This window comes from Aliidiomarina haloalkalitolerans, assembly GCF_003987315.1.
Lineage (GTDB): Bacteria > Pseudomonadota > Gammaproteobacteria > Enterobacterales > Alteromonadaceae > Aliidiomarina > Aliidiomarina haloalkalitolerans.
This window is the reverse complement of sequence record NZ_PIPI01000014.1, coordinates 1-19,010: the sequence shown is the minus strand read 5'-3', so window position 1 is coordinate 19,010 and position 19,010 is coordinate 1. Positions and strand designations below refer to the sequence as shown.

Sequence of the window (19,010 nt, the reverse complement as noted above, 5' to 3'; positions counted from 1 at the left end):
GCAGATGGGGTACTTTAAACTACCAGAACGCCGTGAGGATAGATGTTACCCGAGGTGGGTGAAGCCGAAAACAAGGAAATACCCCCTTAAAAGAAAAAATGCCAGTCAGCTTAACTGACTGGCATTACTCCTTCGGGAGCCTTTTTTGTTGCGTGCTTGGCCGAGGTTGCCGCACCCTCGGAAGCCCGCAACTTCCTACTCTGGTAGTCATGTGGAGGGAAAGTGGTCTATGCTAAGAAAAAAGGAGAGTGACATGGCGGAAAAACAAGAGAAAGATTTTTCGGGATTTGCTGTTGCGTTACCGATAGGTATCGGTATTGGAGTCGCACTTGGGACGGCGATGCAAAATATAGGGTTGGGGATCGCGCTTGGTGTTGCATTTGCGGTAGCTTTAACCCCAGCTTTTTCGAAAAGCCTAAAGGATAAGAAAGAAAAAGAGAAGGCTGATAAGGAAGCTTCAAAGTAAGTTATTATCAGTATGACTTTTTAGAAACTTATCTAGGCGTTTAGTATTTAACCTTTCTTTACGCTAGTTAACCTTGCGACCCTCGAGGCACTTGTTAGACTTATAGTGTTGTAAAAATGAGGAGAGCAAGGTATGCAATTCAAACTGAATCGTGTCATGCAAATGACAGCAGCTGTTTTAGCTGTAGGTACATTAGCAGCATGTGACTCATCGAGTTCAGATGATAACACCGCGATTTTCTCACTAGCAGTGAGTGACGCTCCGGTTGACTCGGCAGAGCGCGTGCTAGTTTGTTTTTCAAGTGTTGAGCTGGTAGGTAATGGCGAAGGTAGCCAACGTTTTGAAGTTGGTGGCGATAACGGTGCTGTGCCAGCGAATGACTTGTGTTTGGACGATAGCGGTAACCCAATTCCAAATACTCGTGGCGTTGACTTATTGACCTTGCAAGGTGCCAATGCAGAAAGTTTAGTTGTCGGTGCTGAGGTTCCGGCGGGTACTTATGGTCAAATGCGTTTGGACATTGCTAACGGCAGTGAAATCGAGCTAACTGACGGTACAATTCATGACTTACGTGTGCCATCGAATCAGTTACGCTTAGACGGCCCGACGTTGACGGCGAATCAGACCTTCAATTACACCCTAGAATTTGACTTGCGTAAGGCAGTTGTTGCGCCTCCAGGTCTGCCTCATTATTTGTTAAAGCCTCGTGGCTTGCGTTTAGTTGATAACGCTGAGGTGGGTCATATTGAAGGTCAGGTAGCGGAAACACTGTTACTTGAGAATGAGTGTGCGGTCGCTCCAGAAGACTTAACTACGCCAGTTGCTGCAGTTTACCTGTATAACGGTCACGACGTTGACTTCGCTGATATGAGCGATAACAGCGACGACGAAAACGGCCCATACGCAAGTACCGCTGTATTCTTTGACGGTGCTGCGGCATATAACTTTGCGATCGGTTTTATCCAAGCAGGTCAGTACACCATTGCGGTGACATGCGACACGGAAGACGATCCTGAGGAAGAAACAGAATTGAACTTCTTCCACAGCGAAAACATCGATATTGAACAAGGTGTCACGCTTGAAATAGTCGTTGGTGCGGATAGCTAAAAACTATTCTGCTTAACGCTAGTTGGATAACACCCCCCTAAGAGCGCCAATCGTCCCTGCAGCGATTGGCGCTCTTTCATTTGTGGCTCGGTTTTTGTTGCAGCTTGCCTTCGGCTATAATGAAACGAAAGTGGTCGAGGTGAATATGTCATGACGGAGTGGATTAGCCATCGCGGTTTTTGTGGTACTGCCGACGAGCCGATTGCAACTGAGAATACTGCGGAAGCTTTTTTAGCTGCAATAGGGCATGGCTTTGATCATCTTGAAACTGACTTACGTGTTTCGCGTGACGGTCATATTCTATTGTGCCACGACCCAGACTTAAGCCGCATTAGTGGTCGCCAAGTGGCAGTGCACGAGCTAACACGCAAAGAGTTGCAAAAAGAGCGTTTACAGCACGGTGAGTCATTATTGTTCTTTGATGAATTTCTCGAGCACTTTGCGCATCTGCGCTGGATTCTGGATATTAAGCCAGAAACAGCCGAGCGAACAATTGCTGCACTTAACGCCATGCGCTCAGATCCTCAAATTGACCAATTCCTACAAGAGCAAACACGCTATTTGTTTTGGGATGTGTCCCATGAGCAACAACTGACGAACCAGTTACCTGAAGCGTTTTGTTTGGCTCGCGAGGGCGCTTGCTATCGTGCTGGCGTTGCTTCACTGTTTGGGATACCCGCGCTTGGAGCCATTGAGCCTGGGCAATTCTACGCGGTACCGCCGACATTCAAAGGTGTGCCCCTGTTGTCTGAGTCGCTGGTTACACGCTTTCATTCCCGTTCCGCTCACGTCATTGGCTACTTACCGGAATCCGAAGTTGATCACGAGCGAGCGCTTGCGGCAGGTGTCGACCAACTGCTCACCAATCACGCTCATTTGAAACATTTTCTGACAAAATAGCCGCTAACATCATCGTTTCAGCATGTTAACCTCATTCCAGCTACGGTTCGGAATGCCATTCCAGCTACGGTTCGGAATGAGAATGTATTGATAATGGAAAGGGATGTTTATGAAGTTATTGGGGATTTTGGCCGTCGCAGGGATGGCTGTTTTGGTGTCGGCGCCTGTATCTGCAGAAAATGCGCAGGTGCGTGCGGCGCTTGGTGGCGGTAATGAGTATGGCGGCTTGGGTGTGCAGTTAGCGCGCACGAGCGACTATGACCGTTGGTCACTTGGGCTTGGTTTGGCCGGTTATAGTGATTTTTATGGCGCTGCTTATGGTGCCGCTTTTAGCTATCAGCGAGCCGACTTAATTGGTGTTCGTGGTGGTGAACCAAATCGTCACGCGCTCGGTGTTTTTATTGGACCTGTGGGCACGGAAGGCGAAGCGGAGTTTCGCAATGGTTTCTACGAAACCCGCGACTACAAAGCGGTATGGGGTGCAGGCGTGAATTATCATTACTATCGTCGCGGTATTAATGCTCCGGGTTGGTCGGTTGGTTTTGGTGTTGGCCACGGCAGCGGCCGCCATCGTGACATGACCAATGTGAACATTGCTGTCGGTTATCAGTTTTGATCCGATCCTTGCGATCCTAAGACGCGTCTTTACTTGCTTTTATGCAATTCGCGGGTATAATGACGCGTCCATTCCGAATGCCTCCTTAAAAACCCTATACTTACCAAGATGTTTAGGAAAGGTTGGTGTGCCTTCGGAATGAAGAAGAATTCTTCAGGGGTGTAGTTCCAATTGGTAGAACAGCGGTCTCCAAAACCGACGGTTGGGGGTTCGAATCCCTCCACCCCTGCCAGTTTTTAGCTGAGTCAACGCAGGTCCGGCAGATAATGAGTGTAAATACAGAAAACCAAACCAATTCGCTCGATTTAGTCAAGTGGGTTGCTGTAGCGGCATTATTGTCCGCAGCCGTCATTGGAAATTATATCTTTGACGATCTTTCCGTGGTTCTGCGCGCTTTAGGTGTCGTAGTGTTGGTTGTTGTTGCTGGTTTAGTAGCTGCTCAAACCAATAAAGGTAAGACCTTCTTAGGTTTTGCTAAAGAAAGCCGGACAGAAGTTCGCAAAGTCGTCTGGCCAACGCGTAAAGAAGCATCGCAAACGACCTTAATCGTTATTGTTGCGACCGTTATTGTTGCTTTGATCTTGTGGGGCTTAGACGGTATTTTTGTTCGCGTTGTCGGTCTGGCAACCGGTATTCGTATCTAAGGAGTCCTTTCGATGACCGAACCAAAGAAAAAACGTTGGTATGTGGTGCAAGCATTCTCTGGCTATGAAGGCCGAGTTGCAAAAACGCTTGCGGAATACATCAAAACGCACGGCATGGAAGAAAAGTTTGGCCAGATTCTAGTGCCAACTGAGCAAGTCGTGGAAATGCGTGGTTCGCAGCGTCGCAAGGCTGAGCGCAAGTTTTTCCCAGGTTATGTTTTAGTTGAAATGGCAATGGACGAAGACACGTGGCATCTCGTGAAGAGTACGCCTCGGGTACTTGGTTTCATCGGCGGTACTGCCGAGCGTCCAGCACCAATTTCGCAAAAAGAAGCTGATTTAATTTTAAATCGAATTAGCGAAAATGCGGACCGTCCACGTCCGAAGACCTTGTTTGAACCAGGTGAAGTGGTTCGTGTTAATGACGGTCCATTCGCAGACTTCAACGGTACGGTTGAAGAAGTGGACTACGACAAGAGTCGCATGAAAGTTTCTGTATCTATTTTTGGTCGTTCAACACCGGTCGATTTAGATTTCAGCCAAGTCGAAAAGACTTGATCCCGTTGGCGGATTACTATACAATCCGCCTCCGTTTTTTCACATTAGGGAAGCCGATTGAGTAAGTCTCCTCTTGGCTTACGAGGCGTTTAACCCTTTATAATAGAGGTCTATCATGGCTAAGAAAGTCTCCGCCATTATCAAGCTGCAAGTAGCAGCTGGTGCGGCAAACCCGTCACCACCGGTTGGTCCTGCTTTAGGTCAACACGGTGTGAACATCATGGAATTCTGTAAAGCATTCAACGCTTCAACTGACCAGCTTGAAAAAGGCGCGCCAGTTCCAGTTGAAATTACAGTATTTGAAGATCGTTCATTTACCTTCATTACCAAAACTCCTCCTGCAGCCTTCTTGCTGAAAAAAGCAGCTGGCATCAAGAGTGGTTCAGGCCGTCCTAACACTGAGAAAGTAGGTACTGTTACCCGTGCTCAGTTGGAAGAGATTGCTAAAACAAAAGAGCCAGATTTGACTGCAGCTGACCTAGACGCCGCTGTGCGTACTATCGCAGGTTCTGCTCGTTCAATGGGCCTGAAGGTAGAGGGGTAATCACCATGGCACGTTTAACTAAACGTATGAAAGCAATTCGTGAAGCTGTTGATAACACTCGCGATTACGAATTCAACGAAGCTGTTGCTTTACTGAAAAAGTTAGCAACTGCGAAGTTCACTGAGAGCGTTGACGTTGCAGTAAACTTGGGCATCGATGCTCGTAAATCTGACCAAAACGTTCGTGGTGCAACTGTACTGCCTAACGGTACTGGTCGTGACGTTCGCGTTGCAGTATTTACTTCTGGCGCAAACGCAGACAAAGCAAAAGCAGCTGGTGCTGAACTTGTGGGCATGGAAGACCTTGCTGAGCAAGTGAAGAAAGGCGAAATGAACTTTGACGTTGTTATCGCTTCTCCAGACGCAATGCGTGTAGTTGGCCAGTTGGGTCAAATCTTAGGTCCACGTGGCCTAATGCCAAACCCGAAAACTGGTACGGTAACTCCTGACGTAGAAACTGCAGTTAAAAATGCAAAAGCTGGTCAGGTGCGGTATCGTAACGACAAGAACGGTATTATTCACTGCACGATCGGTCGTGTAGATTTTGAAGACGCGAAGTTGAAAGAGAACCTTGAAGCATTGATCAGCGCGCTGAAAAAAGCGAAGCCTTCATCTGCAAAAGGTACTTACATCAACCGTGTTAGCCTGTCGACCACTATGGGCGCAGGTGTACGTATCGACCAAGGTTCTTTGGACGTACGTAGCTAAAATCTGTAAAAGTTTTAGGGTTGGAGTCGCCTCTCAGTAAGATGTGGCTCCCATCCAAGACCGCAGGCGCTCATAACGTGATGTTATAAGCTTAATCATGAAAGCCCGCGCAGATGGTGATATCCGACTCAGACTCTCTGGGTAGAGATTCACCGTAACAAAGCGATGAAGGCGGCCTTAAAGCCAAATTCATCACATTGTAACGTTCGGGAGGCGAGCCTTGGCTCAATCCCCAAAGAAGAGGTGATACTAGTGGCACTAGGTTTAGGCGCAAAAAAAGCAATCGTTAAAGAAGTTAACGAAGTTGCTTCAGAAGCTCTATCCGTCGCTGTTGCTGAGTATCGTGGAATGGAAGTTGCAGAACTGACCGCTCTTCGCCGTCAAGCTCGTGCACAAGGCGTATACCTGAAAGTTATTCGGAATACTCTTGCTAAGCGCGCTCTTGAAGGTACGAAGTTCGAAGATATCGAGCCTGCACTGAAAGGTCCATTGGTTTATGCGTTCTCTATCGACGCTCCGGGCACTGCTGCTCGCATGTTGAAAGACGCGCAAAAACAATCAAAGCACCTGAAAGTAACAGCTCTGTCTATCGGTTCTGGTTTGCTCGGCGCAGACAAGCTCGAAGCCGTTGCATCACTTCCGACACGCGACGAAGCGTTGGCAAAATTGCTTGCTACCTTCAAAGCGCCTGTTACCAAGTTCGTTCGTACTATCAACGAAGTACCTACGAAGTTTGTACGCGTTTTGTCGGCAATCAAAGACGCCAAATAAGCGATTTAACAATTTACTTTTATTTACATAACCCAGGAGTTTAGAGAAATGGCTCTGACTAAAGAAGATATCTTAAACGCGATCGCTGAAATGCCAGTAATGGAACTGGTTGAGTTGATCGAAGCTGCTGAAGAAAAATTCGGTGTTGACGCATCTGCTGCTGTTGCAGTAGCTGCTGGTCCTGCTGTTGCTGCTGAAGCTGCAGAAGAGAAGACTGAGTTCGACGTGATGTTGAAGTCTGCTGGTGCTAACAAAGTTGGCGCTATCAAGGCTGTTCGCGCTGCAACTGGTCTTGGCCTGAAAGAAGCGAAAGCTTTGGTTGAATCAGCTCCAGTAGCTGTGAAAGAAGGCATCTCAAAAGCTGACGCTGAAGCACTGAAGAAAGAGCTTGAAGAAGCTGGTGCAGAAGTTGAGATCAAGTAATACACTTGATTTACAGCGAGGCCAGTAATGGCTTTGGCCTGGTGATTTAACAATCACCAGGCCTTTTGCGCTAAAAAGGATATATCTCATTTTCCTGTGTTTTCGGGATATATCGACAGTAAAAATGCAGGCGAACGGATTGTGACGAAATCTGTTGGCAGCTACCTTCCAAAGGTAGCTAGGGTCAGAAATCAGCTAGCTGAGGAACCCCATGGCGTACTCCTACTCTGAAAAAAAACGTATCCGTAAGGACTTTGGAAAGCGCCCTCAGGTGCTTGAAGTACCTTACTTGCTCTCTATTCAGCTCGACTCATTTAAAAAGTTTATTGAAGCCGATCCAGAAGGCGAATACGGGCTGGAAGCAGCATTCCGCTCTGTTTTCCCAATTGCCAGCTACTCTGGTAATGCTGAACTGCAGTATGTCAGCTACCGCTTAGGTGAGCCTGTCTTCGACGTCAACGAATGTCAAATTCGTGGCGTAACCTATTCAGCACCGTTACGTGTAACGTTGCGTTTGGTTATGTATGACAAAGACGCTCCTGCAGGAACGATCAAGCAAATCAAAGAGCAGGAAGTTTACATGGGCGAAATTCCGCTCATGACCGAAAACGGTACTTTTGTTATTAACGGTACCGAGCGGGTTATTGTTTCTCAGCTCCACCGGTCACCTGGTGTGTTCTACGATCACGATCGTGGTAAAACCCATTCATCCGGTAAAGTTCTCTACAATGCGCGCGTTATTCCTTACCGTGGTTCATGGTTAGACTTCGAATTCGATCCGAAAGACAACGTCTTTGTGCGGATTGACCGTCGTCGTAAATTGCCTGCAACCATTATCCTGCGTGCATTAGACTACAATGACGAGCAAATCCTCGACATGTTCTTTGAAAAGAACCACTTCGAGATTCGTCGTGACAAAGTCTTCATGACATTAATCGCTGAGCGTTTACGCGGCGAAACTGCGCTGTTTGATATCAAAGGCGCAGACGGTCAAGTATTGGTTGAAAAAGGTCGCCGTGTTACTGCGCGCCATATCAAGCAATTGTCTGACCAAGGCATCGAAGAGATGGAAGTACCAGTAGATTACCTAGTCGGTAAGGTACTGACCAAAGACTACGTTGCTAAGAAAACCGGTGAAATCGTTGCTCGTGCGAATGACGTTATCACTTTAGAATTACTTGCTAAACTCCGTGAAGCTGGCTTCAAGAAGTTCGAAACTCTGTTTGTGAACGACCTTGACCACGGCCCTTACGTGAGTGAAACCATCCGCATCGACCCAAGCTCAAACCGCTTGGAAGCGTTGGTAGAAATCTACCGCATGATGCGTCCTGGTGAGCCACCAACCAAAGAAGCTGCTGAAGCTCTATTCGAAAACTTGTTCTTCTCTGAAGACCGTTATGACTTGTCGACTGTTGGTCGCATGAAGTTTAACCGTCGTTTAGGTCGTGACGAGTTGACCGGTTCTGGCGTACTCAGCCGCGAAGACATCGTTGATGTTATGCGCAAGCTGATCGAAATCCGTAACGGCCAAGACGTTGTCGATGACATCGACCACTTGGGTAACCGTCGTATTCGTTCGGTAGGTGAGATGGCAGAAAACCAATTCCGTGTTGGTTTGGTCCGTGTTGAGCGCGCTGTAAAAGAGCGTCTTAGCTTAGGTGACCTCGACGCGGTGATGCCACAAGACTTAATCAACGCGAAGCCAATTTCGGCAGCGGTGAAAGAGTTCTTCGGCTCGAGCCAGTTGTCTCAGTTTATGGACCAAAACAACCCATTGTCAGAAGTCACGCACAAGCGTCGTATTTCTGCTTTAGGTCCAGGCGGTCTAACTCGTGAGCGTGCAGGCTTTGAAGTCCGTGACGTTCACCCAACGCACTACGGTCGTCTCTGTCCAATCGAAACGCCTGAAGGACCAAACATCGGTCTAATCAACTCGTTAGCGACATTCTCGCGGACGAACGAATATGGTTTCCTTGAAACGCCATATCGTAAAGTTGTGAACGGCGTTGTCAGCGATGACGTTGAGTATTTGTCTGCAATTGAAGAAGGCAAGTACGTGATCGCTCAGGCTAGCATTCAATTGAATGACAAAGGCGAAATCGTTGAAGAATTGGTCCCAGGCCGTTTCAACAATGAATTTACCTTAACGCCACGTGACCAAGTTCAATTTATGGACGTTGCGCCACAACAGATCGTGTCTGTTGCCGCAAGCTTAATTCCATTCCTTGAGCACGATGACGCTAACCGTGCATTGATGGGTTCAAACATGCAACGTCAGGCAGTACCGACCTTGCGTGCTGACAAGCCATTAGTTGGTACAGGCGTTGAGCGCACTGTAGCGGTTGACTCTGGTGTAACCGTTGTTGCACGCCGTGGTGGTGTGGTTGACTACGTCGACGCAGGTCGTATCGTGGTTAAGGTTAACGAAGAAGAGATGATCCCAGGTGAAGCGGGCATCGACATCTACAACCTGACCAAGTACACGCGTTCGAACCAGAATACTTGTATTAACCAAAAACCATGTGTGAAGTCTGGCGAGCCAGTCATGCGTGGTGACGTGTTAGCTGACGGTCCTTCAACCGACCTCGGTGAATTGGCACTTGGCCAAAACATGCGCGTGGCGTTCATGCCATGGAACGGTTACAACTTCGAAGACTCGATCCTCGTTTCTGAGCGTGTCGTGCAAGAAGATCGTTTAACCACCATTCACATTCAAGAATTGAACTGTGTGGCGCGTGACACGAAATTAGGTCCAGAAGAAATTACGGCAGATATCCCGAACGTTGGTGAATCAGCACTGAGCAAGCTTGACGAGTCAGGCGTTGTCTACATTGGTGCAGAAGTTAACGGCGGCGATATCCTTGTTGGTAAAGTGACGCCGAAGGGTGAAACTCAGCTAACGCCAGAAGAAAAACTTCTCCGTGCTATCTTCGGTGAAAAAGCGTCTGATGTGAAAGACAGCTCGTTGCGCGTACCAAACGGCGTCAACGGTACTGTTATTGACGTCCAAGTCTTTACTCGCGATGGCGTAGAAAAAGACAAGCGTGCGCTTGATATCGAAGCAATGCAATTGGCGCAGGTGAAGAAAGATTTAACTGACGAGTTCAAGATCCTCGAAGAAGGCTTGTACGCTCGCGTTCGCAGCTTATTGTTGGCAAATGGTTTCGATGAGTCGAAATTGGCCTCAATGGATCGTAGCAAGTGGTTAACTCAGTCTTTGAAAGACGAGTCAGCTCAGCAAGACCTTGAGCAAATTGCCCAGCAGTATGAAGACTTACGCAGTGACTACGACAAGCGTTACGACGAGAAACGTCGCAAGATCACCCAAGGTGATGATCTGCAACCTGGCGTTCTAAAAATCGTTAAAGTTTACTTAGCGGTGAAACGTCGCATCCAGCCTGGTGACAAGATGGCTGGTCGTCACGGTAACAAAGGTGTTATTTCAACGATCGTTCCAGTTGAAGACATGCCTTATGACGAAAACGGTGAAGCAGTCGATATCGTACTGAACCCGTTGGGTGTACCGTCGCGGATGAACGTGGGTCAGATTCTTGAAACTCACTTAGGTGCAGCTGCACGTGGTATCGGTAAGAAAATCGAAGCCATGTTAGCCGCCCAGCAGAAAGTCGCGGAAATGCGTGAGTTCCTGCAGAACGTTTATAACATCGGTAAAGGTCGTCAAGACGTTGACTTGAATACCTTCAGTGACGAAGAAGTATTGCGTTTAGCAGAAAACCTGAAGAAAGGTTTGCCAGTTGCTTCACCAGTATTCGACGGTGCTGTAGAAACCGAAATTAAAGAACTATTACGCCTTGCAGACTTACCAGACTCAGGTCAGGTGAAGTTGTTCGACGGCCGTACCGGTGACACGTTTGAGCGTCCTGTAACTGTTGGTTACATGTACATGCTGAAGCTGAACCACTTGGTCGACGATAAGATGCACGCGCGTTCAACTGGCTCGTATAGCTTGGTTACTCAGCAGCCGCTGGGTGGTAAAGCACAATTCGGTGGTCAGCGCTTCGGTGAGATGGAAGTGTGGGCCCTCGAAGCATACGGTGCCGCGTATACGTTGCAGGAAATGCTTACTGTGAAATCTGATGACGTGAACGGTCGGACGAAGATGTACAAAAACATCGTCGACGGCAACCACGACATGGATCCGGGCATGCCTGAATCGTTTAACGTATTGCTGAAAGAAATCCGCTCGTTGGGTATCAACATCGAGTTGGAAGACGAATAAGCAGCCGTAAGGTATTGAGTCAGCGCCGCCGGGGCGTAGCCCCGGCTTGTTTAACTCCGACAGGAGATGAAACGTGAAAGATTTATTAAAGTTTCTGAAGCCACTAAAAGACAGCGAAGAGTTCGATCGGATTCGTATCTCTTTGGCCTCACCGGACCAAATCCGGAGCTGGTCATATGGTGAAGTGAAGAAGCCAGAAACCATTAACTATCGTACTTTTAAACCAGAGCGTGACGGCTTGTTCTGTGCACGTATCTTTGGCCCGGTGAAAGACTACGAGTGTTTGTGTGGTAAATACAAGCGTTTGAAGCACCGTGGTGTAATCTGTGAAAAGTGTGGTGTTGAAGTTACTTTGACCAAAGTACGTCGTGAGCGTATGGGTCACATTGAACTAGCCAGCCCAGTTGCCCACATTTGGTTTTTGAAGTCATTGCCAAGCCGGATCGGCTTGATGCTCGACATGACCTTGCGTGATATCGAACGTATTCTTTACTTCGAATCATACGTGGTTATCGACGCAGGTATGACGTCGCTTGAACTAGGTTCACTGTTGGGTGAAGAAGAATACCTCGACGCACTCGAAGAGTATGGTGATGAATTCACGGCGTTAATGGGTGCTGAGGCGATCTTACACCTATTGAAAGGTGTTGATCTGGAAGCTCAGATCAAGATGCTACGTGAAGAGTTACCAGAAACGAACTCTGAAACTAAGCGTAAGAAAATTACCAAGCGTTTGAAGTTGCTTGAGTCATTCCACCAGTCTGGTAACAAGCCAGAGTGGATGATTCTGAACGTGTTGCCAGTGTTACCACCAGACTTACGTCCGTTGGTGCCACTTGACGGCGGCCGTTTTGCAACGTCTGACTTGAACGACTTGTATCGTCGCGTAATTAACCGGAACAACCGTTTGAAGCGTCTTTTAGACCTCGCGGCACCGGACATTATCGTGCGCAACGAAAAGCGGATGCTGCAAGAAGCAGTTGACGCGTTATTAGACAACGGTCGTCGTGGCCGTGCGATTACTGGCTCGAACAAGCGTCCTTTGAAATCATTAGCTGACATGATCAAAGGTAAGCAAGGTCGTTTCCGTCAAAACCTCTTGGGTAAGCGGGTCGACTACTCAGGCCGTTCAGTAATCACCGTTGGTCCAAAACTGCGTTTGCATCAGTGTGGTTTGCCGAAGAAAATGGCACTTGAGCTATTCAAGCCGTTTATCTATGGCAAATTAGAAGCGCGTGGTTTAGCAACAACGATCAAAGCTGCGAAGAAAATGGTTGAGCGTGAATTGCCGGAAGTTTGGGATATCCTCGACGAGGTAATCCGTGAGCATCCAGTGCTGCTAAACCGTGCACCAACGTTGCACCGTTTGGGTATTCAGGCGTTCGAACCAGTTCTTATCGAAGGTAAAGCGATTCAACTGCACCCACTCGTGTGTGCGGCCTATAACGCTGACTTCGACGGTGACCAAATGGCAGTTCACGTTCCATTGACGCTTGAAGCGCAAATGGAAGCACGTGCACTCATGATGTCAACCAACAACGTGTTATCACCAGCATCTGGTGAGCCTATCATCGTACCTTCACAAGACGTTGTCTTGGGTGTGTACTACATGACGCGTGAGAAAGTAAACGGTCGTGGCGAAGGCATGTTGTTGAAGAGCCCGAAAGAAGCAGAGAAAGCTTACCGTACTGGTATGGCAGAACTGCATGCACGGGTTAAAGTTCGGATTAAAGAAGTACTGTTTACCGAAGAAGGTGAGCGTACTGAAGAAGTGAAAGTTGTCGACACGACCGTTGGCCGCGCGATCTTCTCTTTGATTTTGCCAGAAGGCATTCCGTACGAAGCGATTAACCAAAACATGGGTAAGAAGCAGATCTCTCGCTTATTGAACCGCGCGTATCGCGACTGTGGTTTGAAAGCGACCGTTATCTTTGCTGACCAACTTATGTATACCGGTTTCCACTACGCCATGGTGTCGGGTTCTTCTGTCGGTATTAACGACATGGAAATCCCAACAGCGAAAGCTGACATCATCGAAGATGCTGAAAAGCAGGTAGCGGAAATTCAGGAACAGTTCGAGCAAGGTTTGGTAACTGCGGGTGAGAAATACAACAAAGTTATCGACATTTGGTCAACTGCGAACGAAAAAGTATCAAAAGCGATGATGGAAAACCTCTCGAAAGAGACGGTTATCAACGCGAAAGGTGAAGAAGAAGAGCAGCAATCATTTAACTCGGTTTACATGATGGCCGACTCTGGTGCACGGGGTTCACCCGCACAGATTCGTCAGCTTGCCGGTATGCGTGGCTTGATGGCAAAACCAGACGGTTCAATCATCGAAACACCGATTGTTGCAAACTTCCGTGAAGGTCTGAACGTTCTTCAGTACTTCATCTCAACTCACGGTGCGCGTAAAGGTTTGGCGGATACCGCATTGAAGACAGCGAACTCAGGTTACCTGACTCGTCGTCTCGTTGACGTTGCGCAAGATTTGGTTATCACTGAGTCTGATTGTGGCACTCTCGACGGCTTGACGATCAAACCATTGATCGAAGGCGGTGACGTTGTAGAACCATTGCGTGAGCGTGTACTTGGTCGTGTGGTGTGTGACGATGTGATGGTTCCAGGTACTGATGAAGTCCTGTTACCACGTAACACGCTCCTTGACGAGAAAGCGTGTGACTTGCTTGAACAGAACTCTGTGGACGAAGTTAAAGTTCGCTCGGTTATTACCTGTGACAGCATTCACGGTGTTTGTTCGCACTGTTATGGTCGCGACCTCGCACGTGGCCACATGGTCAACGATGGTGAAGCAGTTGGTGTTATCGCGGCACAGTCAATCGGTGAGCCGGGTACACAGTTAACCATGCGTACGTTCCACATCGGTGGTGCGGCATCACGGGACTCTGCAGCAAACGCAGTGCAAGTGAAGAACGCAGGTCGCATCAAGCTACATAACGCGAAGTCTGTAGAAAACAGTGATAATCACTTAGTGATTACCTCACGTTCAGCAGAACTAACGCTGATCGACCAGTTCGGTGCCGAGCGCGAGCGTTATAAAGTTCCTTACGGTGCGATTCTGAAGAAGCGTGATGGTGATGAGATTGCCGCTGGCGAAATCGTTGCAAACTGGGATCCGCACACGCATCCAATCATTACCGAAGTAGCGGGTCACATTAAGTTCGTTGACATGATCGACGGCGTGACCATTACCACGCAAACCGACGAATTAACTGGCTTAAGCAGCACAGTTATTCTCGAGACTGGTCAGCGCACGACAGCTGGTAAAGACATGCGTCCGATGGTGAAACTCGTTGATGCCAAAGGCAAAGACGTGATGATCCCTGGTACCGACATGCCAGCTCAGTACTTCTTACCAGGTAACGCGATTGTTAGCTTGAACGATGGTTCGAAAGTAAATATCGGTGACACCTTGGCGCGTATCCCGCAAGAAGGTTCAAAAACACGCGATATTACCGGTGGTCTTCCACGGGTTGCGGACTTGTTCGAAGCGCGGAAACCAAAAGAGCCAGCAATTCTTGCTGAAATCAGTGGTACCGTGTCGTTTGGTAAAGAAACCAAAGGCAAGCGTCGCTTGATGATTACCCCGTTAGACGGTGGCGACCATTACGAAGAGATGATTCCGAAGTGGCGTCAATTGAACGTGTTTGAAGGTGAGCAAGTGGCACGCGGTGAAGTTATCGCCGACGGTCCAGAAGCACCACAAGACATCCTGCGTTTACGTGGTGTGTCAGCGGTTGCCAACTACATCGTCAACGAAGTTCAAGAAGTTTACCGCTTACAAGGTGTTAAGATTAACGATAAGCACATCGAAGTTATCGTTCGTCAGATGCTGCGTAAAGTTATCATTAGCCACGCTGGTGATTCTGAGTTGCTTGAAGGTGAGCAGGCAGAATTCTCGAAAGTGGTTGAAGTTAACCGTGAACTGGAAGCGAATGGCAAAATGCCAGTGCGTTTCGAGCGTCAGTTACTTGGTATTACCAAAGCGTCATTGTCAACGGAGTCGTTTATTTCTGCGGCCTCGTTCCAAGAAACAACGCGGGTACTTACCGAAGCTGCGGTTCAGGGCAAAGAAGATCCATTACGTGGCTTGAAAGAGAACGTTATTGTGGGTCGCTTAATCCCTGCGGGTACCGGTTTCGCGTATCACCAAGAGCGGATTCGTCGTCGCAAAGCAGCCATGGCTCCGACCATTACTGCCGCAGATGCTGAAGCTGCACTGAGCGAAGCGCTTAATGAAGGTAACGATGACGTGGAGTCATCTGACGCTGAATAAGAACACCATTCAGTAATACAAAACCCTCAATCGTTGGCGACGCTAACATTGAGGGTTTTTTTATATACATCAGTAACATCCGAATAAGTTAATTGGTTTGTGACAACAATTAACGACACCTGACCTGAATAGCACTCCGCTATCTGGCTTGTCTTACTTGACGGCTCAAAGAATAACCTATAAAATTCCGCCTCCCCATTTCCGGGGATTCAACCTTTTTTATGGTTCATTTTAAGCGACTGATACCATAAAAAGAGGCCCGCGCTTGGATGGTGGTAGCCAACCGAGCGCTTTGGCTTGTTGTAAAATGAATATTTTGGAGAAACCATGGCAACAGTTAACCAATTAGTGCGCAAAGGTCGCCAGAAGCCGGTTGAGAAAAGCAACGTTCCGGCTCTGCAAGCTTGCCCACAGAAACGTGGCGTATGTACTCGCGTATATACAACCACTCCTAAGAAACCAAACTCAGCTCTGCGTAAAGTTTGTCGTGTACGCTTAACTAACGGTTACGAAGTAACTTCGTACATCGGTGGTGAAGGTCACAACTTACAAGAGCACAGCGTAATCCTTATCCGTGGTGGTCGTGTTAAAGACTTACCAGGTGTACGTTATCACACCGTTCGCGGCGCACTTGACTGTGCTGGCGTAAACGGTCGTAAGCAAGGCCGTTCTAAGTACGGCGTTAAGCGGCCTAAGTCCTAACGGTTCTCCGTTGCGAAGTAAGGCCAAACTAAATTTATTGAAGTTTTGGGTAACCCCTGAAGATATCGGAGAATTCCAATGCCTAGAAGACGCGTCGTCGGCCAACGTAAAATCCTGCCGGATCCTAAGTTCGGATCAGAGTTGTTGGCAAAATTCATCAACGTTGTCATGGTTGATGGTAAAAAATCAGTCGCAGAAAAAATCGTATACGGTGCATTAGACATCGTTGCGCAAAAAGCTGGTAAAAATCACTTAGAAGTGTTTGAAGATGCTCTGGACAACATCCGTCCAGCGGTTGAGGTTAAGTCTCGCCGTGTTGGTGGTTCAACCTACCAGGTACCAGTAGAAGTGCGCCCAGTACGTCGTAACACTCTAGCAATGCGCTGGATGGTTGACGCATCACGTGGCCGTGGCGAAAAGTCAATGGCACAACGTCTAGCGGGTGAAATGCTAGATGCTTCTCAGAACAAAGGTTCTGCAGTGAAGAAGCGTGAAGACGTACACCGCATGGCAGAAGCGAACAAAGCGTTTGCTCACTACCGCTGGTAATATTTTTCACGCTTTAAACTCTCTAATTAAGAGGAAGCAATTGTGGCAAGACAAACATCGATCGAGCGTTACCGTAATATCGGTATCTGTGCTCACGTAGACGCAGGTAAAACAACCACCACAGAGCGTGTACTTTTCTACACCGGCTTATCGCATAAGCTTGGTGAAGTACACGACGGTGCTGCGACTACTGACTGGATGGAACAGGAACAAGAGCGTGGTATTACTATCACCTCAGCAGCTGTAACTAGCTTCTGGGCTGGTATGGATCAGCAGTTCCCACAACACCGCATCAACATCATTGACACCCCAGGTCACGTTGACTTCACTGTTGAAGTAGAACGTTCTTTGCGTGTTCTTGATGGTGCAGTTGTTGTTCTGTGTGCCTCTTCAGGCGTACAGCCGCAAACTGAAACTGTATGGCGTCAGGCGAACAAATACGAAGTTCCTCGTATGGTGTTCGTGAACAAGATGGACCGTATGGGTGCTGACTTCATGAACGTTGTGAAGCAGATGAAAACCCGTTTGGCCGCTATTGCTGTGCCTTTACAGATTCCAATCGGTGCGGAAGACGACTTCAAAGGTGTTGTTGACCTCGTAAAAATGAAAGCCATTAACTGGAATGAAGAAGACCAGGGTATGACTTTTACTTACGATCCAATCCCAGAAGATCTGTTGGACGAAGCTGAAGAGCTGCATAACGAGCTAATCGAAGCAGCAGCAGAAGCAAACGAAGAGCTGATGGAAAAGTATCTTGAAGGCGGTGAGTTGACTGAAGCGGAAATCAAAGCCGGTTTACGTCAGCGTACCCTGAACAACGAGATCATCCCAGTTCTGTGTGGTTCTGCATTTAAGAACAAAGGTGTACAAGCGGTACTTGACGCTGTTATCGAATACTTACCTTCACCAACTGAAGTAAAAGATATTCGTGGCGTACTTGAAAACGGCGAAGAAACGACTTGTGGTTCAACTGATGAAGAACCGTTTGCAGCGTTGGCGTTTAAAATCGCAACTGACCCGTTCGTTGGTACTTTAACCTTCTTCCGCGTTTACTCTGGTGTTGTTAATGCAGGTGAATCTGTATACAACGCTGTAAAGCAGAAGAAAGAGCGTTTCGGCCGTATCGTACAGATGCACGCGAATGACCGTCAGGAACTAAAAGAAGTTCGTGCTGGTGACATCGCGGCAGCTATCGGTTTGAAAGACGTAACGACGGGTGACACTCTGTGTTCACACGACCGTATCGTTGTGCTTGAGCGGATGGAATTCCCTGAGCCAGTAATCTCTGTAGCGGTTGAGCCGAAAACTAAGGCTGACCAAGAGAAGATGGGTATCGCGTTAGGTAAACTAGCGGCAGAAGATCCATCATTCCGTGTTAAGACTGACGAAGAATCTGGTCAAACGATTATTTCTGGTATGGGTGAGCTTCACCTCGATATCATCGTTGACCGTATGAAGCGTGAGTTTAAAGTTGAGTGTAACGTTGGTAAACCTCAGGTTGCTTACCGTGAAACTATCCGCAAGAAAGTGGAAGTTGAAGGGAAGTTCGTTCGTCAGTCAGGTGGTCGTGGTCAGTACGGTCACGTTTGGTTGCGTATGGAGCCATTGGCTCTTGATACAGCACCAGCTGCTAAAGACGAAGACGAGAAGCCTACTTACGAGTTCGTTAACGAAATCGTTGGTGGTGTGGTACCAAAAGAATACATCCCTGCAGTTGACAAAGGCTGTCAAGAGCAGATGAACAACGGTGTACTTGCTGGCTTCCCAGTATTGGGCGTTAAAGTTACCTTGTTCGATGGTTCTTACCACGATGTTGACTCGAACGAAATGGCGTTTAAGATCGCTGGTAGCATGGGCTTCAAAAAAGGTGCTCTGCAAGCGAACCCAGCTCTACTTGAGCCAATCATGCAAGTAGAAGTAGTTACCCCTGAAGACTTCATGGGTGACGTTGTGGGTGACTTGAACCGTCGTCGCGGTATGATCGAAGGTATGGACGACGCTCCAGGTGGACTGAAGCAAGTTCGTGCACAGGTACCATTAGCTGAAATGTTCGGCTATGCTACTGACCTGCGTTCACAAACTCAGGGTCGCGCATCATACGCAATGGAATTCTTGAAGTATCAAGAAGCTCCAAACAACGTCGCAGAAGCAGTAATCGCTGCTCGTGCAACTAAAGATAAAGAATAGTTGAGGTCTGGTCCCGGTCCTTGCGGACCGGGCTTTTAACTTTAAAAAGGAAAGAGCAATGGCTAAAGCAAAGTTTGAACGTTCTAAGCCGCACGTAAACGTAGGTACTATCGGTCACGTTGACCACGGTAAAACTACTTTGACTGCTGCAATCACTACAGTATTGGCTAAGCACTACGGTGGTTCAGCTCGTGATTTCGCACAAATCGATAACGCGCCAGAAGAAAAAGCGCGTGGTATCACCATCTCTACTTCACACGTAGAGTACGATACTCCTTCACGTCACTACGCACACGTAG

The 19,010-nt window shown here is 48.0% G+C and carries 16 protein-coding genes and 1 tRNA gene; all 17 read left to right on the top strand.

Translation table 11 applies throughout. The features are described 5' to 3' along the window. The first annotated feature begins 253 nt into the window (after window positions 1–253). On the top strand, window positions 254–466 hold the full coding sequence (locus CWE06_RS12185; RefSeq protein ID WP_126794714.1) for a glycine zipper domain-containing protein: 213 nt from the start codon (window positions 254–256) through the stop codon (window positions 464–466). A 132-nt stretch (window positions 467–598) separates the two neighbouring features. Next, window positions 599–1,573 (top strand): DUF4382 domain-containing protein, encoded by a 975-nt coding sequence (locus CWE06_RS12180; RefSeq protein ID WP_241972558.1) that lies wholly within the window; start codon window positions 599–601, stop codon window positions 1,571–1,573. A 150-nt stretch (window positions 1,574–1,723) separates the two neighbouring features. Beyond that, window positions 1,724–2,473, top strand: a complete 750-nt coding sequence (locus CWE06_RS12175; protein WP_126794713.1) for a glycerophosphodiester phosphodiesterase — start codon at window positions 1,724–1,726, stop codon at window positions 2,471–2,473. 103 nt (window positions 2,474–2,576) lie between these two features. Beyond that, window positions 2,577–3,089 carry a hypothetical protein gene (locus tag CWE06_RS12170; RefSeq protein WP_126794712.1) on the top strand — a complete coding sequence of 171 codons (513 nt, stop codon included), beginning with the start codon at window positions 2,577–2,579 and terminating at the stop codon, window positions 3,087–3,089. Between the two features lie 155 nt (window positions 3,090–3,244). Continuing rightward, a tRNA-Trp gene (locus CWE06_RS12165) sits at window positions 3,245–3,321 on the top strand. Between the two features lie 34 nt (window positions 3,322–3,355). After that, entirely contained in the window at window positions 3,356–3,733 is a 378-nt protein-coding gene (gene secE, locus CWE06_RS12160) for a preprotein translocase subunit SecE (protein ID WP_126794711.1), read from the top strand. Between the two features lie 12 nt (window positions 3,734–3,745). Continuing rightward, window positions 3,746–4,291 (top strand): transcription termination/antitermination protein NusG, encoded by a 546-nt coding sequence (gene nusG / locus CWE06_RS12155; RefSeq protein WP_126794709.1) that lies wholly within the window; start codon window positions 3,746–3,748, stop codon window positions 4,289–4,291. Window positions 4,292–4,406: 115 nt separating this feature from the next. Next, window positions 4,407–4,835, top strand: a complete 429-nt coding sequence (gene rplK / locus CWE06_RS12150) for a 50S ribosomal protein L11 (protein ID WP_126794708.1) — start codon at window positions 4,407–4,409, stop codon at window positions 4,833–4,835. A 5-nt stretch (window positions 4,836–4,840) separates the two neighbouring features. Beyond that, window positions 4,841–5,542, top strand: coding sequence for a 50S ribosomal protein L1 (rplA, locus tag CWE06_RS12145; RefSeq protein WP_126794706.1), 702 nt, complete (start codon window positions 4,841–4,843; stop codon window positions 5,540–5,542). Window positions 5,543–5,794: 252 nt separating this feature from the next. Next, window positions 5,795–6,313, top strand: a complete 519-nt coding sequence (gene rplJ / locus CWE06_RS12140; protein WP_126794704.1) for a 50S ribosomal protein L10 — start codon at window positions 5,795–5,797, stop codon at window positions 6,311–6,313. A gap of 48 nt (window positions 6,314–6,361) precedes the next feature. Continuing rightward, entirely contained in the window at window positions 6,362–6,736 is a 375-nt protein-coding gene (rplL, locus tag CWE06_RS12135) for a 50S ribosomal protein L7/L12 (RefSeq protein WP_126794701.1), read from the top strand. Window positions 6,737–6,947: 211 nt separating this feature from the next. Continuing rightward, window positions 6,948–10,976: a DNA-directed RNA polymerase subunit beta gene (gene rpoB, locus CWE06_RS12130; RefSeq protein WP_126794698.1), complete on the top strand. Its 4,029-nt coding sequence runs from the start codon at window positions 6,948–6,950 to the stop codon at window positions 10,974–10,976. A gap of 73 nt (window positions 10,977–11,049) precedes the next feature. Then, on the top strand, window positions 11,050–15,273 hold the full coding sequence (gene rpoC, locus CWE06_RS12125; protein WP_126794695.1) for a DNA-directed RNA polymerase subunit beta': 4,224 nt from the start codon (window positions 11,050–11,052) through the stop codon (window positions 15,271–15,273). Between the two features lie 327 nt (window positions 15,274–15,600). After that, window positions 15,601–15,975 carry a 30S ribosomal protein S12 gene (rpsL, locus tag CWE06_RS12120; protein WP_126794693.1) on the top strand — a complete coding sequence of 125 codons (375 nt, stop codon included), beginning with the start codon at window positions 15,601–15,603 and terminating at the stop codon, window positions 15,973–15,975. 78 nt (window positions 15,976–16,053) lie between these two features. Continuing rightward, complete coding sequence (rpsG, locus tag CWE06_RS12115; RefSeq protein WP_126794691.1) at window positions 16,054–16,524, top strand: 30S ribosomal protein S7; 471 nt, start codon at window positions 16,054–16,056, stop codon at window positions 16,522–16,524. 42 nt (window positions 16,525–16,566) lie between these two features. Continuing rightward, the gene (fusA, locus tag CWE06_RS12110; protein ID WP_126794688.1) at window positions 16,567–18,711 is read left to right on the top strand and encodes an elongation factor G; all 2,145 of its coding nucleotides are present in this window, start codon (window positions 16,567–16,569) and stop codon (window positions 18,709–18,711) included. A gap of 58 nt (window positions 18,712–18,769) precedes the next feature. Next, the coding region (locus CWE06_RS12105) for a GTP-binding protein (protein ID WP_241972478.1) at window positions 18,770–19,010 on the top strand (241 nt) is incomplete at its 3' end.

Coding starts and splice junctions, on each gene's coding strand:
- CWE06_RS12185 (WP_126794714.1), top strand. CDS start 254: ATGGCGGAAAAACAAGAGAAAGATTTTTCGGGATTTGCTGTTGCGTTA.
- CWE06_RS12180 (WP_241972558.1), top strand. CDS start 599: ATGCAATTCAAACTGAATCGTGTCATGCAAATGACAGCAGCTGTTTTA.
- CWE06_RS12175 (WP_126794713.1), top strand. CDS start 1,724: ATGACGGAGTGGATTAGCCATCGCGGTTTTTGTGGTACTGCCGACGAG.
- CWE06_RS12170 (WP_126794712.1), top strand. CDS start 2,577: ATGTTTATGAAGTTATTGGGGATTTTGGCCGTCGCAGGGATGGCTGTT.
- secE (WP_126794711.1), top strand. CDS start 3,356: ATGAGTGTAAATACAGAAAACCAAACCAATTCGCTCGATTTAGTCAAG.
- nusG (WP_126794709.1), top strand. CDS start 3,746: ATGACCGAACCAAAGAAAAAACGTTGGTATGTGGTGCAAGCATTCTCT.
- rplK (WP_126794708.1), top strand. CDS start 4,407: ATGGCTAAGAAAGTCTCCGCCATTATCAAGCTGCAAGTAGCAGCTGGT.
- rplA (WP_126794706.1), top strand. CDS start 4,841: ATGGCACGTTTAACTAAACGTATGAAAGCAATTCGTGAAGCTGTTGAT.
- rplL (WP_126794701.1), top strand. CDS start 6,362: ATGGCTCTGACTAAAGAAGATATCTTAAACGCGATCGCTGAAATGCCA.
- rpoB (WP_126794698.1), top strand. CDS start 6,948: ATGGCGTACTCCTACTCTGAAAAAAAACGTATCCGTAAGGACTTTGGA.
- rpsL (WP_126794693.1), top strand. CDS start 15,601: ATGGCAACAGTTAACCAATTAGTGCGCAAAGGTCGCCAGAAGCCGGTT.
- rpsG (WP_126794691.1), top strand. CDS start 16,054: ATGCCTAGAAGACGCGTCGTCGGCCAACGTAAAATCCTGCCGGATCCT.